General features: G+C 61.2%; 12 protein-coding genes and 1 pseudogene. 4 read left to right on the top strand and 9 right to left on the bottom strand.

What is annotated here, in order from left to right; all coding sequences use genetic code 11:
- Positions 1-80: 80 nt before the first annotated feature.
- Positions 81-974, top strand: coding sequence for a LysR substrate-binding domain-containing protein (locus J1D76_RS00415; protein WP_421136496.1), 894 nt, complete (start codon positions 81-83; stop codon positions 972-974).
- Between the two features lie 40 nt (positions 975-1014).
- Here J1D76_RS00415 and J1D76_RS00410 read toward each other — a convergent pair whose 3' ends face one another.
- The 7 genes and pseudogenes from J1D76_RS00410 to J1D76_RS00380 all read right to left on the bottom strand — a co-directional run bounded on the left by J1D76_RS00410 (position 1015) and on the right by J1D76_RS00380 (position 7939).
- Positions 1015-2172, bottom strand: a complete 1158-nt coding sequence (locus tag J1D76_RS00410) for an MFS transporter (RefSeq protein WP_421136495.1) — start codon at positions 2170-2172, stop codon at positions 1015-1017.
- Positions 2173-2187: 15 nt separating this feature from the next.
- Positions 2188-2559, bottom strand: a complete 372-nt coding sequence (locus J1D76_RS00405) for an ethanolamine utilization protein EutQ (protein WP_421136494.1) — start codon at positions 2557-2559, stop codon at positions 2188-2190.
- Positions 2556-3884 carry an NAD(P)/FAD-dependent oxidoreductase gene (locus J1D76_RS00400; protein WP_421136493.1) on the bottom strand — a complete coding sequence of 443 codons (1329 nt, stop codon included), beginning with the start codon at positions 3882-3884 and terminating at the stop codon, positions 2556-2558. Before J1D76_RS00400 ends, J1D76_RS00405 begins: the two co-directional genes overlap by 4 nt.
- A 10-nt stretch (positions 3885-3894) precedes the next feature.
- Complete coding sequence (locus J1D76_RS00395) at positions 3895-5130, bottom strand: FAD-dependent oxidoreductase (RefSeq protein WP_421136787.1); 1236 nt, start codon at positions 5128-5130, stop codon at positions 3895-3897.
- Positions 5119-5280 (bottom strand): annotated as a pseudogene (locus J1D76_RS00390) (rubredoxin); the annotation flags it as partial. The pseudogene J1D76_RS00390 and the gene J1D76_RS00395, both read right to left, overlap by 12 nt.
- Before the next feature lie 12 nt (positions 5281-5292).
- Positions 5293-6738: an aldehyde dehydrogenase family protein gene (locus J1D76_RS00385; RefSeq protein WP_421136492.1), complete on the bottom strand. Its 1446-nt coding sequence runs from the start codon at positions 6736-6738 to the stop codon at positions 5293-5295.
- 10 nt (positions 6739-6748) lie between these two features.
- Complete coding sequence (locus J1D76_RS00380; RefSeq protein ID WP_421136491.1) at positions 6749-7939, bottom strand: aromatic ring-hydroxylating oxygenase subunit alpha; 1191 nt, start codon at positions 7937-7939, stop codon at positions 6749-6751.
- Positions 7940-8345: 406 nt separating this feature from the next.
- Between J1D76_RS00380 and J1D76_RS00375 the strand changes: the two genes are divergently transcribed.
- On the top strand, positions 8346-10040 hold the full coding sequence (locus tag J1D76_RS00375) for a BCCT family transporter (RefSeq protein WP_421136490.1): 1695 nt from the start codon (positions 8346-8348) through the stop codon (positions 10038-10040).
- 99 nt (positions 10041-10139) lie between these two features.
- On the opposite strand, the gene J1D76_RS00370 is transcribed toward J1D76_RS00375, so the two are convergent.
- On the bottom strand, positions 10140-11048 hold the full coding sequence (locus J1D76_RS00370; RefSeq protein ID WP_421136489.1) for a LysR substrate-binding domain-containing protein: 909 nt from the start codon (positions 11046-11048) through the stop codon (positions 10140-10142).
- 337 nt (positions 11049-11385) lie between these two features.
- Entirely contained in the window at positions 11386-14283 is a 2898-nt protein-coding gene (locus J1D76_RS00365) for an EAL domain-containing protein (protein WP_421136488.1), read from the bottom strand.
- Positions 14284-14750: 467 nt separating this feature from the next.
- On the opposite strand from J1D76_RS00365, the gene J1D76_RS00360 reads away from it, so the two are divergent.
- A complete protein-coding gene (locus J1D76_RS00360) occupies positions 14751-16073 on the top strand; it encodes a DUF1329 domain-containing protein (protein ID WP_421136487.1) in 1323 nt (440 codons plus the stop codon).
- Between the two features lie 107 nt (positions 16074-16180).
- Positions 16181-17218 carry an AraC family transcriptional regulator gene (locus tag J1D76_RS00355; protein ID WP_421136486.1) on the top strand — a complete coding sequence of 346 codons (1038 nt, stop codon included), beginning with the start codon at positions 16181-16183 and terminating at the stop codon, positions 17216-17218.
- Positions 17219-17430 lie beyond the last annotated feature (212 nt).

Here is a 17430-nt window from a genome sequence, read left to right as displayed (position 1 = left end):
CTGTGTGCCAAATGCTACAATCCTGACTTTTCCGGCAGTAGCCCTCTGTACGGCACTACAGCTTTGCGTGGAGTACACAAATGGACATCGGCGGGCGCTCGGGGGAGATGGAAGTATTCGCGATGGTTGCCGAACAAGGCAGCCTGTCGGGCGCAGCTCGCGTGCTGGGTCTTACGCCGTCGTCCGTCAGCCGCATCATCACGCGCATCGAGCAGCGCATAGGCACCCGGTTGCTGCTTCGCACCACCCGGGCCATCACCTTCACCGCTGAAGGCGAAGCGTACCTGCGCGGCGCACGACGCATTCTCGCGGACATGGCGGAAGTCGAGGATGCGATCACCGATCAGGGTGTGCCACGGGGGCGGTTGAGGGTCAGCGCTTCGCTTGCACACGGGCGGCTGGTGATCGTGCCGCTGATTGCCCAGTTCAGTGCCCGCTACCCTGCCATTGTGGTTGATGTGCTGCTGGGGGATGAGCTGGTGGATATCCTGGGCGGGCAAGCAGACGTTGCGATTCGCTTTGGCGATTTGCCCGACAGCCCCTTGACCGCTCGCCATCTCGGCTCCACCGGCCAGGTCATCGTCGCCTCACCGGACTACCTGGCCCGACATGGCACTCCGCTTGTTCCGCAGGATTTACTCACCCACAACTGCCTGCGTTTCAACTTCCGTCGGGCTGCGTCCGATTGGCCCTTTCGCATCGACGGGCGCGATGTTTCGCTGAAGGTAGCCGGTACGATCGAGGGCAACAGCGGAGAGGCGTTGTGCCAGTTGGCCAGGTTGGGCGCGGGCATCGCCCGCATTGGCGCATTCAGCGTGGCAGACGACTTGAAAAGCGCTCGCCTGGTCTCCCTGCTTGAAGCCTACAACCCGGGCGATCGGGAGCCGATTCACGCGGTGTTCGTCGGTGGCGCGGCGATGCCCGCACGGGTGCGGGCATTTGTTGACTTCCTGGTAGCACATCATCAGACGTGATGGGGTAGCCGTAACCAGCTACGCCACTTCACGCCCCTCCTCACGGAACTTGAACGACGGCAGCCCGCACACTTTGCCGCTCACTGACCAGACAGACCACCAGCGCAGCCACGCCGATGCCGAACAGATAAAGGGCCTGCCGCCCCCAATGCTCCATCATCGCCCCGGCCACCAGTGGGCCGATGGTCGCACCGATGCCGAACGTGACCAACAACACACCGGCCACCGACACCCGCAACTCCGGCTCCAGATTGTCGTTGGCGTGCACCACGCCCAAGGGATACAGGCAAAACTGCAAGAAGCCGATGACGGCACCCGCCAGCATGACCCAGCCCGCCCCCGGCTGCTGAAAGAAGGCCAGCGGCAGATAAGCGACGCACAGCAAGCCCGCGGTCAAGCGGATCAGCGTTACACGGGAGAACCGGTCCGACAGCCTGCCAAGCGGCAGTTGTGCAAACAGTCCGGCCGCAATGCTCAAGGCCATGAACTGGCCAACCTGCGCCGGTGTGAAACCTGATTGCGCGGCGAAGATCGGTGTCAGTCCATAGAAACAGCCATTGAGTAATCCCGAGGCGAGAATGGTGCCCAAAGATTGCGGCAGCCGACGCACATACCGCAGGTAGCTGACCCGCGCCTGTTGGATGGGGCTGGGCTGCATGCCCCGGTGCATCGCCATGGGCACAAGCCCCATGGCAAACGCGATGGCCACGCCGGACAACACCAGCGCATCGAGGCCATTGCCCAGGCTGAGCAGCAGTTGACCCGACATCATGCCCACATAGCTGGCCACCATGTAGAGCGACATGGCACCGCCGCGACGACCACCCGGCGCACAGTCGTTGAGCCAGCTTTCGATGACCATCAGTTGGCACATCATCGCCACGCCAACCACAAACCGCAGCGCCAGCCACAGCGGCAACCAGTCACTCAATTGATGGCTGAGCACCGCCGTGACAATCACCCCGGCACTGACCACGAATGCCCGCACATGCGAGATCCGGCCAATCAGCCAGTAACCGATGCGTCCTCCCAGCACCATGCCCAGCGCGTTGGCCGCCATCAGCGCACCGCCCCAGAACTCGGCGATACTAGCGGCGTTCAGGCGCAAGGCCAGGTACGTCATCAGCAAACTGGAGCCGAGCTGCATGAGCAGCGCAGCAGCATAAATCGTTGCAAACACCTTGGTGAGCGCAAACATGTTCAGTTTCCCGAGTCAGATGAGCCCGTGACGTTGCTTCCAGTCGCCGGGGTGAACGACATAGCCAAACAGCGCGTGCCCGCCATAGACCAGTTCGGTGCCTTCGGGAATCCAGAGCATTTGCCCCGGTTCCACCCGGTACTGTTCGCCGTTCGCCTCGAGTTCGAAGCAGCCCTCTATGACGAAAATCACTTCGTCGTAAAGCAACGTCCAAGCGACCTGCGCGCCCTCCCATCGCGCAAAACCGATCCCCAGGTGGGGCGACACCTCGTTGCTCAGGGCCCGGGCAACGCTGGCGCCCCCCGGGGGACCGCCGCGATGCACAAAGTCCAGGTCGCGGTGATCGACCAGCATCACCGGCTTTCGCTCAGCAGATGCAAGTGTCATAGCTCGCTCCTGCTGTTCCAGGCCGCCCAGCGGATGCGTGAACGCACGCCCAGTCCCAAGAACGGTTCCGGTGGATTGCGCGACGGCATACCGGTAACGGTCTGGATGTCATCCAGACGTTGCGAGTCGGCGCCCACCACTTTATCCGCCAGCAAAGTCCCGGAGATGGTGCCCCATGCCGCCCCGACGCCGTTGTCGCACGCCGTGGCGAAAACGCCCTCGTCGAGCTTGCCGAAGAAGTTGGTGAAGTTGCGCGAGATCGCGTAGACCCCGCCCCAGGTGTGCGTGAAGGGGACATGAGCCAGTTGCGGATAGCGGGCGAGGAACGCGGCGCAATGGTCCTCACGGACTTTCAGGCGCGTGGCGTCATTGATGCTGCGCCCGTAGCGCGGTACATGCTTGTAGGTATTGCGGATGATCAAGCGGCGATCCCGGGTCATCCTTACGGTGGTGCCGGCATGGTCGGCCGGGGTCAAGCCCCAGTCGGCCTGGGCGCCAACGCTGGCCATCTCGGCGTCGGTGAGCGGACGCGTCCAACTGGCAAAGGTCATCACCGGCAGCAACCGGTTGCGCAAGTAGCCAAACTCCTGGGTAAAGATACTGGTGCCCAGCAACACTTGTGGCGTGCGGATCAACCCCTCCTTGCCATCCAGTAGCCAGTTGCCTGCGGCATCCTTCTCCAGGCGCTGGATAGGTGACTCCTCGAGGACTTCGACGTTTTCCGGCAGTGACGCGCCCAGGCCTCGCACCAGTGCCGCCGGCTGCATGAGGTAGCAACCGGGGGTGAAGATGGCGCGGCTGTAGTAGTCGCTGCCGAGTACGCCAGCCAGTTCCTGGCGCTCCACCCGTCGATAAGGCTCGCCGAGATCGGCCATCAGCTTCTCGAAATGCTCGAGGTAGGCCAGGCCACGCTCGCCCACGGCGCCCTGATACTTGCCGGCATGGGACCACTGGCAATCGATGTCGTGGCGACCGATCAGGGTTTGCAACTGGTCAATGGCTGCGCGGTTGAGGCCGAGCAAACGCTGCTTGTGCTGCGGATCGGGGTGCTCCAGGGCAAACTTGTGCGGCAGATCGATGACGAAACCGGAGTTGCGGCCCGACGCGCCATAACCGACGCGCTGGGCATCGACCAGCAAAATGCGCGACTGCGGCTTGTGCTCGGCCAACCGGCGCGCCGCGGCGAGGCCGGCAAAACCGGCGCCAATCACCACATAGTCAGCCTTTTGCTCACCGATCAGGCGCTTGGCCGGCCGCGGTTCAGGCAATGCCGCGTACCAGCCACAACTGCGGTCATCATGAGGCAAGTTAACAATACTGTTCATGGGTCAATTCTCAAGCCACAGGCTGTAGGGTGGTCTGGCAGTGCTGCAACCAGGCATTGCGTTGTTGTTGGGCCTGCCGTCCGAGAAGGACAAAACCGCGCAAGGCACCGACGCTGTCACGGAAACTGGCGCTCAGCCCGTCCCCGGTCGCATCGCACTGCCATTGCCCCTCGCAATCGACGGGAGGTGGCAGCAGGCACAAAGGTGCCGCCGGGGTTTTCACCGTGACGGGAGCCAGTGGATAGCTCACGGGCGTCGGCACCCCGGACAGCGTTTTGGCCAGGGCGCGAATGCCCTCATTGATTGGCGCCAGGTAAGGCAACAACTGCCCATCGACCTCGATGCAATCGCCCAGGGCATAGATACCGCGTTGCGAGGTTTGCAAGTGCGCATCCACCTTGATGCCACGGCCGCACTCAACGCCCGCGGCGTGTGCCAGCTCAAGGTTGGGCCGCAGGCCGACGGCCGAGACCACCAGGTCCGCCTCGACGTTCTGACCGTCGGCCAGTTCCAGCCGATAGCCGTTCGTACTCTGCTCGATGCGCTGCAAGGTTGTGCGCAAATGCCATTGCACGCCCAGTGCGGACAACGCCTGTTGCAGTTGCCAGCCTGCGGGTTCTGGCAGCAGGCGCTCCATCGGCCACTGGCCCAGTCCGATGACCCGAACCTGATAACCACTGCTTGCCAGGTCATTGGCGAACTCACAGCCGATCAACCCATCCCCCAGCACCGCAACATGGCGCACCCCTTCGAGGCGCTTACGGAATGCGCGGTAATCCTGCAGGTTGTTGACGCTCAGCAAGGCATCGGCACACCCCTCGATGGGCAGGCGCAGCGGCGAGGCGCCGCTGGCCAATACCAACTGGCCGTACGGCATTTCGCCGAGACTGGTGTGCAGTCGCCGCGATGCCACATCGATGCGCTCGACCCGGCAGTGGCTGTAGATCCGGATGCCCAGTCGCTGTTCCAGCGCCATCGGGCTTTCCGTCGCCAGGGCAGCGGCACTGCGCCCCTGGGCCAGCGCGATGGACAGCGCCGGCTTGGAATAAAGATGACCACAGTCTTGCGTCAACACCCGGACATCCAGTTGCGGATTGGCTTTGCGCAGCGCCTGGGCCAGGCCATAGCCGGCGTGTCCGCTCCCAATGATGACGACAGGCTGGGCCGCTGAGACGTCAGCCACGACCGGCTTCACAACCACCGGGGCAACCGTCGCGACCTTGACCGGTTCGCTGATCTCGATCATTTCGAAATCCGACTTGCCCACCTTGCACTCGGGGCACAGCCAGTCTTGCGGGACATCTTCCCAGCGGGTCCCGGCAGCGATGCCGTCGTCGGGCCAACCCAGGGCTTCGTCATAAATCAGGCCACAGATAATGCAGAGCCACTTTTTCATGCGGGTGTCTCCTCATTCGCCCGAGATGCGCACGGCCAGGTTCTTGGTCCGCACGTAGCTGTAGAGTGCTTCCTGGCCTTTTTCCCGACCAAAACCAGAGAGACCCACGCCACCAAAAGGCGTTTCGATGCCGCCGGCGTACCACTCGTTGATGAACACCTGGCCCGCACACAAGCGCCGCGCACAGCGCAGGGCACGATTGAGGTCTTGAGTGAACACGCCCGCGACCAGGCCGAATTCGGTGCCATTGGCGATGCGAATCGCCTCTTCCTCGGTATCGAAGGCAATGACTGCCAGCACCGGGCCGAAGACTTCGGTCTGGGCAATGTCCATGTGCGCGGTGACGTCGCGAAACACCGTCGGTGCCATGAAATGCCCGCGCAGCCCGCTGACCGCCTCACCGCCCGTTGCAATCACGGCGCCCTCCTCCTCGGCACGTCGGCAGATGGCCTGGATGCCCTGAAGCTGACTGGCGGATATCACCGGCGTCAGGTCCGGATTGTCCTGGCCAAGACCGATGCTCAGGCTCTCGGCCATCGCCACGACATCGGCGACCACTTCCTCGTACAGCGAACGATGCACCAGCAGACGCGACATCGCCGAGCACACCTGACCGGCATTGAAGAAGATGCCGTTGCGCACGCTCGCCAGCAGTTGCTCGCGATCGGCATCGGGGAACACCAGTGCGGCGGACTTGCCACCCAGCTCCATGACACTGGGGATCGCATGTTCGGCGGCAGCCCGCAGGATGCTCTGCCCCGTGGGCACGGAACCGGTGAAGACGATCTGGTCGACCTCGCGATGCCCGGCCATGTAGGCCCCGACTTCCCGGCCCCGGCCGCAGATCAGGTTGACCGCGCCCCGTGGCAAACCGGCGCGTTCGATCGCTTGCAGCAGCACGCAGAGCCCCAGCGGCGAAATCTCCGGCGACTTGATCACCACCGCATTGCCGGCCGCCAGGGCCGGTGCCAGCGAGCGGGCGCAAATGGACACTGGAAAATTCCACGGCACGATTTGCAGCGACACGCCCATGGGGTCGTAGACGGTGAAGTCCATGTAGCCGTTGCCCAGCGGAATGGAGGTGCCTTCGATCTTGTCGGCCATGCCGGCGTAATACTCGAAGTAACGCGCCGCCTCGACGAACTCGTCACGGGCATCGCGCAGGCTCTTGCCGTTTTCCTGGCACAGCACCCACGCGCCTTCCTCGGTCACTGCGCGAATCTGCGCGGCGATCTCCAGCAGCCAGGTCACCCTTTGCGCAGGTCGGGCGCGGGTCAGCTCGCCGCTGTCGGCGCAGCGCCGCGCCGCTTGCAGTGCACGCTCTGCGTCATCGACGCCCGCCTGGGCGATGGTGGCAACAGGCTCAGCGGTGCCGGGGTTGTTGACGGTAATGTGCTGTTCACTGTCGGTCCACGTGCCGTCGATGAAATTCAGCCAGTGCGCTTGGATCGAATGCATGCTCATCTCCTCACACGCTCTCGGCGCAGTCGAGCAGCTGGCGCGCCGCCCACTGGTGGAAGAAATGCGTCGGCAAGTCCATTTCCGGAGAAAACGCACCGCCGCCGTAGCCAGGCGAATGACGACCTTTTTGCATGCCTTCGACGGACGCGATGTCCTCGGCAAACACTACGCGCCAGGACTGCATGACGGCGTCGCGGGCCGCTTCGAAACGGTCATCGAGGGCTTCGTCGCCGACGTAGAAAAGACGCAGGTGTTCGACGGTTTTTCCGGGGGCAATCGGCTCCAGCATCATAGCGAAGGCGTGGTCGGCCTGAATGCCGAGCAGGACGTTAGGGAAGAACGCCACGTATTCGGCGGTGCGCACGCGGTCCTGCGGCCAGGACGGGAACATCGGCAAGTGAGTGCCGGCGACGTCGGACAGGTTATAGGCATGGCTGCCCTGGCCGGCGAACTGATCGAAGATGATGTTGTAGTGGTCTTCCAGGCGCGAATAGCTGTTCAGGCTCGGGTGCACCCAGGGCAGGTGGTAAGCCTCGCAGTAGTTTTCCACGGCCAGTTTCCAGTTGCAGTTGACCTCGATACTGACCGCGCCACTGTTGGGTTCGCGGCGCAGTTGGTCCATGCCGTCGGTGCCGAGGAACTGGGTCCAGCGTTCGGTCAACGGCGCGAGCTGCTCTTGCAAGTCCGGTGCGTCATTCGACAGGTTGATGAACACCATGTCCATCCAGATCGCGCTGCGCAACGCTTTCAGGCCATGTTTCTCGCAAGCGAAACGCTCGTCCTTGTGCTGATTGATGCCGCCCACGTGCGGGGTGCCCTTGAGGCCACCGTTCAAGTCGTAGGTCCAGGAATGGTAAGGGCAGCGAATCACGCCCTGCACTTCGCCCGCCTGCTGCACGAGCTTCACACCCCGGTGGCTGCACACGTTGTGGAACACCTGGACCAGGCCTTCGCGGTTGCGCATCAACAACAACGGCAGGCCCATGAAGTCCACCGGCTTGACGTAGCTGGTGCTCAGCAGGTCGCTGGCGAAACCGACGCACGCCCAATTACGACCGAGCACGTGATCGCGCTCAAGGTCGAAAAAACGTTGCTCGGTATAAAATTCGTTGGTCAGTCCATGGGCCTCGTGAATTGGAGCCAGGACAGTTTCCAGGGAATGGGTCGGAATCAGGCGGGTCGCGGTCGTGGACGTCATTATTGTTTTCTCTTGCTGGCACGAAAGGAAATGCACGGCAGGTCTGGCCTGCTGCATGGCGGCGAGTTTCGGCAAGAAGAGCAAGCGTCGACAAACGATTTTTTGTGCAGCTATTAATGATCATTACTCATCAATAAGCCTGGCGTTTTTGCTGATACGGTTCAGTAAAAATTGCGAATGCGAGCATTTTTCATGGCTTTTGAATTAATGATAAAAAGTCATGCCTTGATGAGGATAAATGAGTTGTCGGCCGCCCGCGTCTCCACCATTTTGTTGCCACATCCCGAGCCTGCCTCGAGATCACCCTGAGGAGTTCATGATCGGCCGTTGGCACCTGCCAGTGACCGCCCTTCCCCTCGCCCCGGCAAAACCCTCAACCCTTGAACAATAATAAAAGGGGAAAAAAATGCGTGCAGAATCGGGCCTTCTTAAAGGTCTCAACCCGAATGTAACGTTGGCTTCGATCACGACCGTGGTCCTGTTTGTGCTGTTCTGTGCGTTCATGAACGAGCAGGCCGCCAAAGCGTTTGAAACCGCGTCGACCTTCATCCTGACCAACTTCAAGTGGTATTACCTGGCACTGCTCAGCGCTGTGCTGTGCCTGCTGCTGTACATTTGCGTCAGCCGCTTCGGCACCCTGAAACTGGGCGCCCACGACGACCAGCCGGAATTCAGCTTTGCCTCCTGGATTGCCATGCTGTTCAGTGCGGGCATGGGCATTGGCCTGATTTTCTGGTCGGTTGCCGAACCCATGCTGCACTACGCCGACAACCCGTTCTCCAAGGGGCTGACGGACGAGGCCGCGAGCATGGCCATGCGCATCACCCTGTTCCATTGGGGCCTGCACCCGTGGGCAATCTTTACCTTGATCGGCTTGAGCCTGGCGTACTTTGCCTATCGCAAGGGCCTGCCGTTGGCGCTTCGCTCCCTGCTCTACCCACTGATTGGCGACCGTATCTACGGCTGGATCGGCCACGTCGTGGACATCATGGGCGTGGCGATCACCGCATTCGGTGTGTCGCAATCCCTGGGCCTTGGCGTTGCGCAAATCAACACCGGGTTGCACCAGGTGTTTGGCGTGCCTGTCAGTATCGGTCTGCAGCTGTCGATCATCCTGGTGGTCACGGTCATTGCGTCCATCTCGCTCCTGGCAGGACTGTCCAAGGGCATGAAGCGGATTTCGACACTCAACATGTACATGTCGATCCTGTTGATGCTGATTGTTCTGGTGGTGGGTCCTACGCGCTACATTCTCAACCTGATGTTCGAGTCGACCGGCGATTACGTGCAAAACCTGGTGGGCTTGAGTCTCTGGATGGACACCCAGAAAGACACGCAATGGCAAAACTGGTGGACCGCGTTCTACTGGCCGTGGTGGATGACCTGGGGTCCGTTCGTTGGGTTGTTCATCGCGCGGATCTCCAAAGGGCGGACCATTCGTGAGCTCATCGTCGGTGCCCTGGTAGTGCCGACCCTGGTCACCATCCTGTGGATGTCTGTGTTCGGCGGCGCGGCATTGAAGAGCGAACAAACCGAACGCCAGCAGTACCAGAAAGCGGCCACTGAGCAGGTTCAGGAACAAGCCACTTTCGAAGGCGGCACCATTCTCCTGGCAACCAAGAAAGAACCCACGGCGGCCATGTTCACCCTGCTCGGAAAACTGGACGGGCCGGTGATCGGTGGTGCGCTCTCCATCTTCGTTTGCCTGCTGCTCGCCGTGCACTTCGTGACAACCGCCGACGCCGGAACGCAGGTGCTGTGCACCTTGAACGCAATGGGCAGCACCAATCCGCCCAACTGGATCAGGTTGCTCTGGTGTGTGCTCGAAGGGGGTGTCGCCGCGGGGCTGTTGCTGGCGGGAGGACTCAAGGCCATCCAGATGGCGAGTATCGCCGCAGGCCTGCCGATCGCCATCTTGATGATGGTCATGAGCTACACGCTGATTCGCAGCCTGCGGGCAGAAACCTTCAACGACCTGCCCCACTTGCCCCCGGCCCGCTTGCCTCTTCAGGAACACACCCAGGATCAGTTCGCGCCACTCGGCGGCCCTTTGCTGGGTGGCGCGGCAGATGCCTTGCTGACCGCCAGAAAAGCCGGCTGAGGTCGAGCCTGCAACGCCTCTGGCAACAAGCCCCTGGCCCCTGAATGACAAACGCCGTCAGCCATAAGCTGACGGCGTTTTTCGTTTCGGGTCCTGGCGTTACCCCTGGACTGAAGGCAGCCCCATCAGCCAGTCGCGAAACAACTTCACGCTTTGCCGTGGACCACGGGTACTGAGTGGTTCGAGCAAACAGAACTTGGCGTTGGTCTGTAACACAATATCGTTGGGGCGTACCAACCCACCGGTACTCAGAGACTCGTCGACCAGGTTGTTCCAGGCGAGCGCAACCCCCTGGCCACTGATAGCCGACTGGATCAGCATGCTGTAGCTATTGATATTGATCCGGTGCTTCGGGGCAACGGGCGCATGCTCCAGACGCTTGAACCACTCCGGCCAGCCGATCCAGTCGCGCTGGGAATCCTCAAGCCAGAGCCAGGTGCAGGAAGACAACCCGTCGATCGAGGCCAGTTGCGGATGCGTGGCCAGGTAGGAGGGACTGCACACCATGAAGATCTCTTCGCAGAACAGCGGTGTGACGTCCAGCCCCTTCGGCGATGCACCGCAGTAATACAGCGCCAGGTCACAATCGAGCCTTGAGTAGTCCTTCACATGATCGATCGCAATGATCCGCAGATCGATCTCTTCATGCTGGCGTTGAAACTCGGCGACCTTGGGCAACAGCCAGAGCGATGCCATCGCGGTGCTGGTGGCCACGGTCACTTGCTGATCCCCGCGCCATTGCCGTATCTCCCCTGTGGAGCGCGCCAGACTTTGCAGACAGTCGCGCACTGTCTCGTGGTACTGGGCGCCGGTTGGCGTCAGGTTGATGGTGCGGGTTGTTCTTTCGAACAAGGTCTTGCCCAGATAATCCTCCAGCAAACGCACCTGTCGACTGATCGCGCCCTGCGTGACGTTCAGCTCTTTGGCAGCGAAAGTAAAACTCAAGAGACGGGCTGCGGCCTCAAAAGCAATCAAGCTGTTGAGGGGCGGAAGCGGCTGAATTTTCAAGGCGTGTACATCCACATATTATTGTTGTTACCGAATCGCGCCATTCTAGTGATTCGCACGCGCTCAGGCGCAGGTTTTATGCGTAGACCGCTATCATTTTCCCCTTGTTTCTTTCTTTCTCGGGTCAAGCGATCGACAGCCTGAAGCGGGCACGCAGAGGTTTCCCTTAAATGGGCAATGACTCCATTCGTTGCGGCTTTATGAAGAGTAGCGATTCAGGCTTCAGGGGCGGCAACCAACGTTCCGCCCCCTCTCCAGAAATGGGTTTTCTCAGCTGAATCATTTGAAGTATTGATGGCGGCGTTTGCGCTGAAATCGCAACCTGTAGAAATGTCGCCTAGCGGCCAAGCAACGAACTGGCAAGCAATGCCTGCAACCCCATCGGCTTGGCGAAGTGATAACCCTGGGCCTGCCCTGCGCCCATTTCGCGCAGCAGGTCCAGGGTCGCTTCATCCTCGACGCCTTCGGCCACCACACTCAAGTCCAGCGATTCGGCCATGCGCACAATCGCCCGGACGATGGCGCGGCTGCGGGCGCTGGTGGTCAGTTCGAGGATGAACGACTTGTCGATCTTCAAACCGCTGAAGCGGTACTGATGCACATAGCTTAGGGATGAGAACCCGGCGCCAAAGTCATCGAGTACCACCGACATGCCGTTGTCGGCCAGTTGCTGCATGGTCTGGCGGGCAATCGCCGGTTCTGCGACCAAGGCGCCTTCGGTCAGCTCCAGGCAAATTCGCGACGGCGAAACTCCATGCTGTGCCAACAGCGCCAGCACGTCACTGGCGAAGTCCGGGCGCGTCATGCTGTAGCTGGAGCAGTTGACGTGCACCGGTGGCCAATGGCTGTGTTCGGGTTGGGCGAGGATCGCGGCAATGCTGGTGAGCATGTACAGGTCCAGGCGGCCGATCAGGCGCAAACCCTCGACATCCGGCAGGAACTCGCCCGGCGCGATCACCCGGCCGCCCAGTGGATGCCAGCGGACCAATGCTTCAAGGGCCAGCAGTTCGCCGGTTTCAACGCTCACAATCGGCTGGAAGTACGGCAGCAGTTCATCGCTGCGCTTGAGCGCATTGCGCAATGCCCCTTCCCGCTCGACCTGGTCGGAGACCTCACGGCGCACTTCCTGGTTAAACACCGCATAGCTGTCGCGACCGGCGCTCTTGACCCGGTACATCGCCGCGTCGGCGTCGCGCAGCAAGTCAGCAGGTTCGTGATGAAACTGGCTGTCGGCGCTGACGATGCCGATGCTGCACGACGAGAACACTTCATAGCCGTTGATGAAAAACGGCAGGTCAAACGCCACCAGGATCCGCTCGGCAATTTCAGTCACCACCTCCAGCGACGCCTCGGGCGCGAGCACCGAAAACTCATCGCCGCCCAGGCGCGCGAGCATGTCGGTTTCACGCAGGCAACCGCGCAAACGGTGGGCGGCCTGCATCAGCAATAAGTCGCCAAAATGGTGACCGAGGCTGTCGTTGACCATCTTGAAGCGGTCGAGGTCGATGAACATCACCGCCAGGTGCCCGCCTTCGCTGCCAAACCGCGACCAGGCCAGATTGAGGCGTTGTTGCAGGTAGGTGCGATTGGGCAGGCCGGTCAGCGCATCGTGGGAGTTTTCGTGCTGCAACTTGGCATTGGCGTGATCGAGTTCGCGGGTGCGGCTCTGCACCCGGGCTTCCAGTTGCAGGTTGGCGGCATGAATCGCTTCGGCGGCGGTGCGTCGCGACAGGGCCGTGTCGATGTGCCGTGACACGAACGTCAGCAGTTCCTGGTCGCGCTGGCTATAGCTGACCTGCGAGGTATAGCTTTGCACCGCCAGCACGCCCCGGACCCTGTCGTCTTCGAACAAGGGAATGCCCAACCAGGAATAGGAGCGTACCGACTCGTGGGCGATTTCAATTTCGCCCTGGGCAGACAATCGCTCTGCTTCGCCGACGTCAATCAGGCAAGGCCGACGCTGGCGGATTACGTACTCGGTCAGGCCGCGACGCCCTCGACGGGCCGCGGGATGAGTCGTCTGCCGCTCATCCACGTAATAGGGAAAGGTCACTTCGCCAGTCGTGTCGTCGAACAGGGCGATGTAGAAGTTCTGCGCGAACAGCAGATCACCGACGATGCCGTGCAGCGTCTGGAACAGTTCGGCCATGTCACCCGGCTGACTCGACAGTTCGGCAATCTGGAACAGCGCACTCTGCAAATGCTCGGCGCGCTCGCGGTCAGTGACTTCCTGACGCAAGGCGTCGTTGAGTGCCGAAAGCTCCAGGGTGCGGCGCATCACCGTTTCTTCCAGGTCCTCGCGGTGCAGGATGCGGTCCAGCGCCATGGCCACGTGACGGGCCACTACCAGGAACAGCGCACGGTCTTCGGCGCTGTAGGTCCGCGAAACGTCGTAGACCTGCATCGCCAGCATGCCGAACACGTCGTCGGAGGCGTTTTTCAACGGTGCGCCCATCCAGTACTCGGGACGCTCGCCGACGCAGTAAAAGCGCGCCTCGGCTTGGGCCGCGAGAATACCGGCAGAATCGATCAGCAACGGCTGGCCAGAGGTCAACACCTGCCCGGTCAGCGACAGGTGCGTCGGGTCGAGGTATTCGTAGTTCTCGGCCTCAAGGGCTTCGGGGTCAATGATGTCGACGTAATACGGGTAGTCGATCTTGCCGGTGTGCGGGTTGTACAGGGCGAGGTAGAAGTTTTCGGCATCGATCAGGCTGGCCAGCAGGCGGTGCACGCCGACCAGGAACACCGAACGGTCCCGCGTCGAACTGGCCAGGTAAGTGATTTCGTACAGCACGCGCTGGGTAATCTGTGCGCGGGCCAGGGTGTTGGTCTGCAGTTCAATGCCCAGTTGCCGGGCAAATTCGGCCAGTGCCGGATTGGCGACGTCACGCACGGGTGCAAGCAGCCAACCCAGCTCACTTTCGCCTCGGCCGGTCGGCCAGCGGTGCACGCCGCGCGCCAGGCAGAAGGCATCAAACGCGTCATTGCCCACGTTCGAAGGCCACTCTTGGCCTGGATCGCCCTGCCCGACTCGATGCATCTGTTCACCGGCGCGGTAAAACACCCACGCAGTGGTATGGGCCCAATGACGTGCTGAGTCGAGCAAGTGTTCGATGGTGTCGTCGTTGCCAGCGTAAGCCATGCCGACTGTATCCGGATTCCCTGGAGATGGAACTACGACAACGTCGCAGTCGCTCGGTTGCCGCGGGGAGCCGGTCAGTGTACGAAAACTCATCAGCGCTCCCTGGGCTAAAACTTCCGACGTACTTACTGATTGCTAGCAATGTGCCATTGATCCTTCGGTTTAAAGGGTATGGCAGTTTTTTTCAATAATTTTGTCACTTTAAAGCCGACTTTGAGACGGACAACAAGTTATTCGACGCTTGTGCCCCGCTCGATGGCCGCATTTACACACTTGCTTACACAGGTGATCGGCCGCTGTCATCAATAGCCAAGGGCGTGTCGTCAAATGTAAAGCGCCTCCGGTTCCACGCCTTTTTAATGGAAACATTGAAAAGCCTCTGGCGATCGAGCTGCTCTGGTCGTCGGCACGGCGAATAAAAACAGGCGGGCACACTGGTCGCCGGCGTAACGCGATGAAGGGTGCCCCCGCTGTTTTAACGCACCGCCGCGCAAGCCGACGCCTGCGACTGCACCGCCCGAGTCGCGAGTGCCTGGTTCGCCAGGCAGGAGAATAACAATATGAAATTCGTGAAAAGCCTGTTGGCCGCTTTACCCCTGATGGCGTTGGCCATCGATGCCCACGCCGCCGTATCGAGCCAGGAAGCCGCACGCCTGGGCACCAGCCTGACCTCGGTAGGCGCCGAAAAAGCCGGCAATGCCGACGGTTCCATCCCGCCTTACAACGGTGGCCTGACCACCGCGCCCTCCAGCTTCAAGACCGGCGACAGCATGCGCCCTGACCCCTTTGCAAACGAAAAGCCGCTGCTGGTGATCAACGGCAAGAACGTCGATGCGTACAAAGACATGCTGACCGCCACCACCGCCGAATTGGTCAAGCGCTACCCAGGCTTTCGCCTGGACGTGTACCCGACCCACCGCACGGCCTCGCTGCCTCAGGCGGTGCTGGACAATAGCCGCAAGAATGCCACCGATGCCAAGTCGCTCAAGGGTGGCATCGCCATCGATAACGTGATGCCCGGCGTGCCGTTTCCGATTCCGCAATCGGGCGCCGAAGCGATGTGGAATTTCCTGCTGCGCTACCAGGGCGTGAACATCCATTCCAAGTACGACTCCTGGAATGTCGACACGGCAGGCGTACCGAGCCTGGCGGTCACCGGCGAGGCGTTCGTGTCCTTCCCGATCTACGAAAATATGTCGAAGCCATTCAGCAGCTCCGACATTTACTACCAGCTCAAACTCTCCTACACCGGGCCTGCGCGCCGGGCCGGTGAGTCAATCATGCTCAAGAACGCCACCAACCCGGCAGAGTTTCCCGGCCGGGCCTGGCAATACCTGCCGGCCCAGCGCCGGGTGAAACAGATCTCGATCCTGGCCTACGACACGCCCAACCCTGGCACCGCCCGTGCGCTGGAGTTGTACGACTGGACGCTGGTGGGCAAGAAAGAAATGATCGTGCCCTACAACACCTACAAGCTCACCTATGCGCGCGATGCCAAATCGCTGACCACGCCTAACTTCATTTCACCGGACTTCGTGCGCTGGGAAAAGCACCGGGTGTATGTGGTCGAGGGCAACCTCAAGGCCGGCGCCAAGCACATTTACCAGAAACGCCGTTTTTACCTGGATGAAGACACCTGGGCCGCTGTCGCCTCCGACCAGTACGACACCAGCGGCCAGCTCTATCGCGGTTCCTTCGCGTTCTTCAGCCAGAGCTATGACCAGCAAGTGCCGGACGCCACGCCGTTCATGACCTACGACCTGTCACGGGGCACCTACAACATCAATGGCGTGGTCGGCCCCCATGGCGGTATCCGCTACATCGAGCCACTGTCGACGGCGCAATGGGTGCCGGAGGCCATGGCCGGGACGGGGGTTCGTTAGGTCTGCCTCTCGCCGCTGATCCTTGCGTTTTGCTGAGCCTCGGAGCCTGTGCCTGCACTAAGCTTATTGGGACACAATCTGGTCAAGCCGGCATTTTGGGGGACCGCATGTATACCTTGACGCGAAGCGCCAGCCTGACCAACTTCGAGCAGATTGCCCGTTCAGCGGGACTCGACCCGTTTCGTATGCTGCGACTGGCCAAGCTGCCGGCCAATGTGCTCGACGACCCGAACATCATGATCAGCAGCGATTCGGTGGGATGGTTGCTGGAGGAATCGGCCCGCCTGTCCGGCCAGGAGGCCTTCGGATTGCTGCTCGCCGAAAAGCGTCACCTGTCCAACTTCGGCATGCTGGCGCTGCTGATCCGCGAAGAGCCAACGCTGCGGGCAGCCTTACGCTCATGCTTTCGCTATACGCGACTGCAAAACGCCGGCGTGGAGCTGTGGCTTGAGGATGTCGGCGACCTCACCCTGTTGCACGTGGGGGTCAATATGCGCGGCGAACATAACGTCTGGCGCCAGGCGATTGAGCAAGCCACCGGCATCATCCTGCGTACGTTGAGCATTCTGAGTGGTTACACCTTCCGCCCGGTCAGGGTTTGTTTCACACATGCGCGCCCCGACAGCCTGGAAGTTCATCACCGCGTGTTGGGAAGCGCCATCGAGTTTTCGCAGGAATTCAATGCCATCGTTTGCCGCGACCGCGACCTTGACATGGCCATCCCGGAGGCGGACCCGGCGCTGCATCGCGAGGTGAAGCGATCGCTGGACATGCTGCTGGCCAACCTGCGCGACGAGCCGACGCAACGGGTGCGCCAGGTTGTGAAGATGCTGTTGCCTGGCGGCCTGTGTTCGGTCGATGGCGTGGCCCAGCATCTAGGCGTGCATCGGCGCACGCTCAACCGTCATTTGGCGGCCGAGGGTGAGAGTGTCACTACAATCATCAATGCCGTACGTGCCGAGCTCGCCGAAGAATACATGGCCAACAGCAGGCGCCGACTGTACGAGGTCGCCGAGCTGCTGGGGTTTTCTTCTGCGGGGGATTTTTCACGCTGGTTCCGCAGTCGTTTTGGCAAGACACCCTCGGCGTGGGCCGCCGACTATCGAGCGAGCAAAACGGTCGCTGAACCGAGCTTGCACCCATAGCCTCAACAGCTTTGTTGACTGACAGGCCGCTTTCGCTGGCAAGCCAGCTCCTGCAGTTGGACATCACGCCGACTCCTTGTAGGAGCTGGCTTGCCGGCGAAGGCGGCGCATCAGCCAGCCTCAATGTTGGAGGTGCCGTCCTCTTCGCGAGCTGGCTCGCACACAGGTGGGCGTGTCCCAATACGCGAAGATTTTGTCCCGCAATGCGATTA

Origin of the sequence: Pseudomonas sp. NFX15 (assembly GCF_049132105.1) — a bacterium.
GTDB lineage: Bacteria > Pseudomonadota > Gammaproteobacteria > Pseudomonadales > Pseudomonadaceae > Aquipseudomonas.
This window is presented reverse-complemented; position numbering and strand designations above follow the sequence as displayed.

Coding starts and splice junctions, on each gene's coding strand:
- J1D76_RS00360 (WP_421136487.1), top strand. CDS start 14,751: ATGAAATTCGTGAAAAGCCTGTTGGCCGCTTTACCCCTGATGGCGTTG.
- J1D76_RS00365 (WP_421136488.1), bottom strand. CDS start 14,283: ATGAGTTTTCGTACACTGACCGGCTCCCCGCGGCAACCGAGCGACTGC.
- J1D76_RS00380 (WP_421136491.1), bottom strand. CDS start 7,939: ATGACGTCCACGACCGCGACCCGCCTGATTCCGACCCATTCCCTGGAA.
- J1D76_RS00405 (WP_421136494.1), bottom strand. CDS start 2,559: ATGACACTTGCATCTGCTGAGCGAAAGCCGGTGATGCTGGTCGATCAC.
- J1D76_RS00400 (WP_421136493.1), bottom strand. CDS start 3,884: ATGAACAGTATTGTTAACTTGCCTCATGATGACCGCAGTTGTGGCTGG.
- J1D76_RS00375 (WP_421136490.1), top strand. CDS start 8,346: ATGCGTGCAGAATCGGGCCTTCTTAAAGGTCTCAACCCGAATGTAACG.
- J1D76_RS00355 (WP_421136486.1), top strand. CDS start 16,181: ATGTATACCTTGACGCGAAGCGCCAGCCTGACCAACTTCGAGCAGATT.
- J1D76_RS00395 (WP_421136787.1), bottom strand. CDS start 5,130: ATGATCGAGATCAGCGAACCGGTCAAGGTCGCGACGGTTGCCCCGGTG.
- J1D76_RS00410 (WP_421136495.1), bottom strand. CDS start 2,172: ATGTTTGCGCTCACCAAGGTGTTTGCAACGATTTATGCTGCTGCGCTG.
- J1D76_RS00415 (WP_421136496.1), top strand. CDS start 81: ATGGACATCGGCGGGCGCTCGGGGGAGATGGAAGTATTCGCGATGGTT.
- J1D76_RS00385 (WP_421136492.1), bottom strand. CDS start 6,738: ATGCATTCGATCCAAGCGCACTGGCTGAATTTCATCGACGGCACGTGG.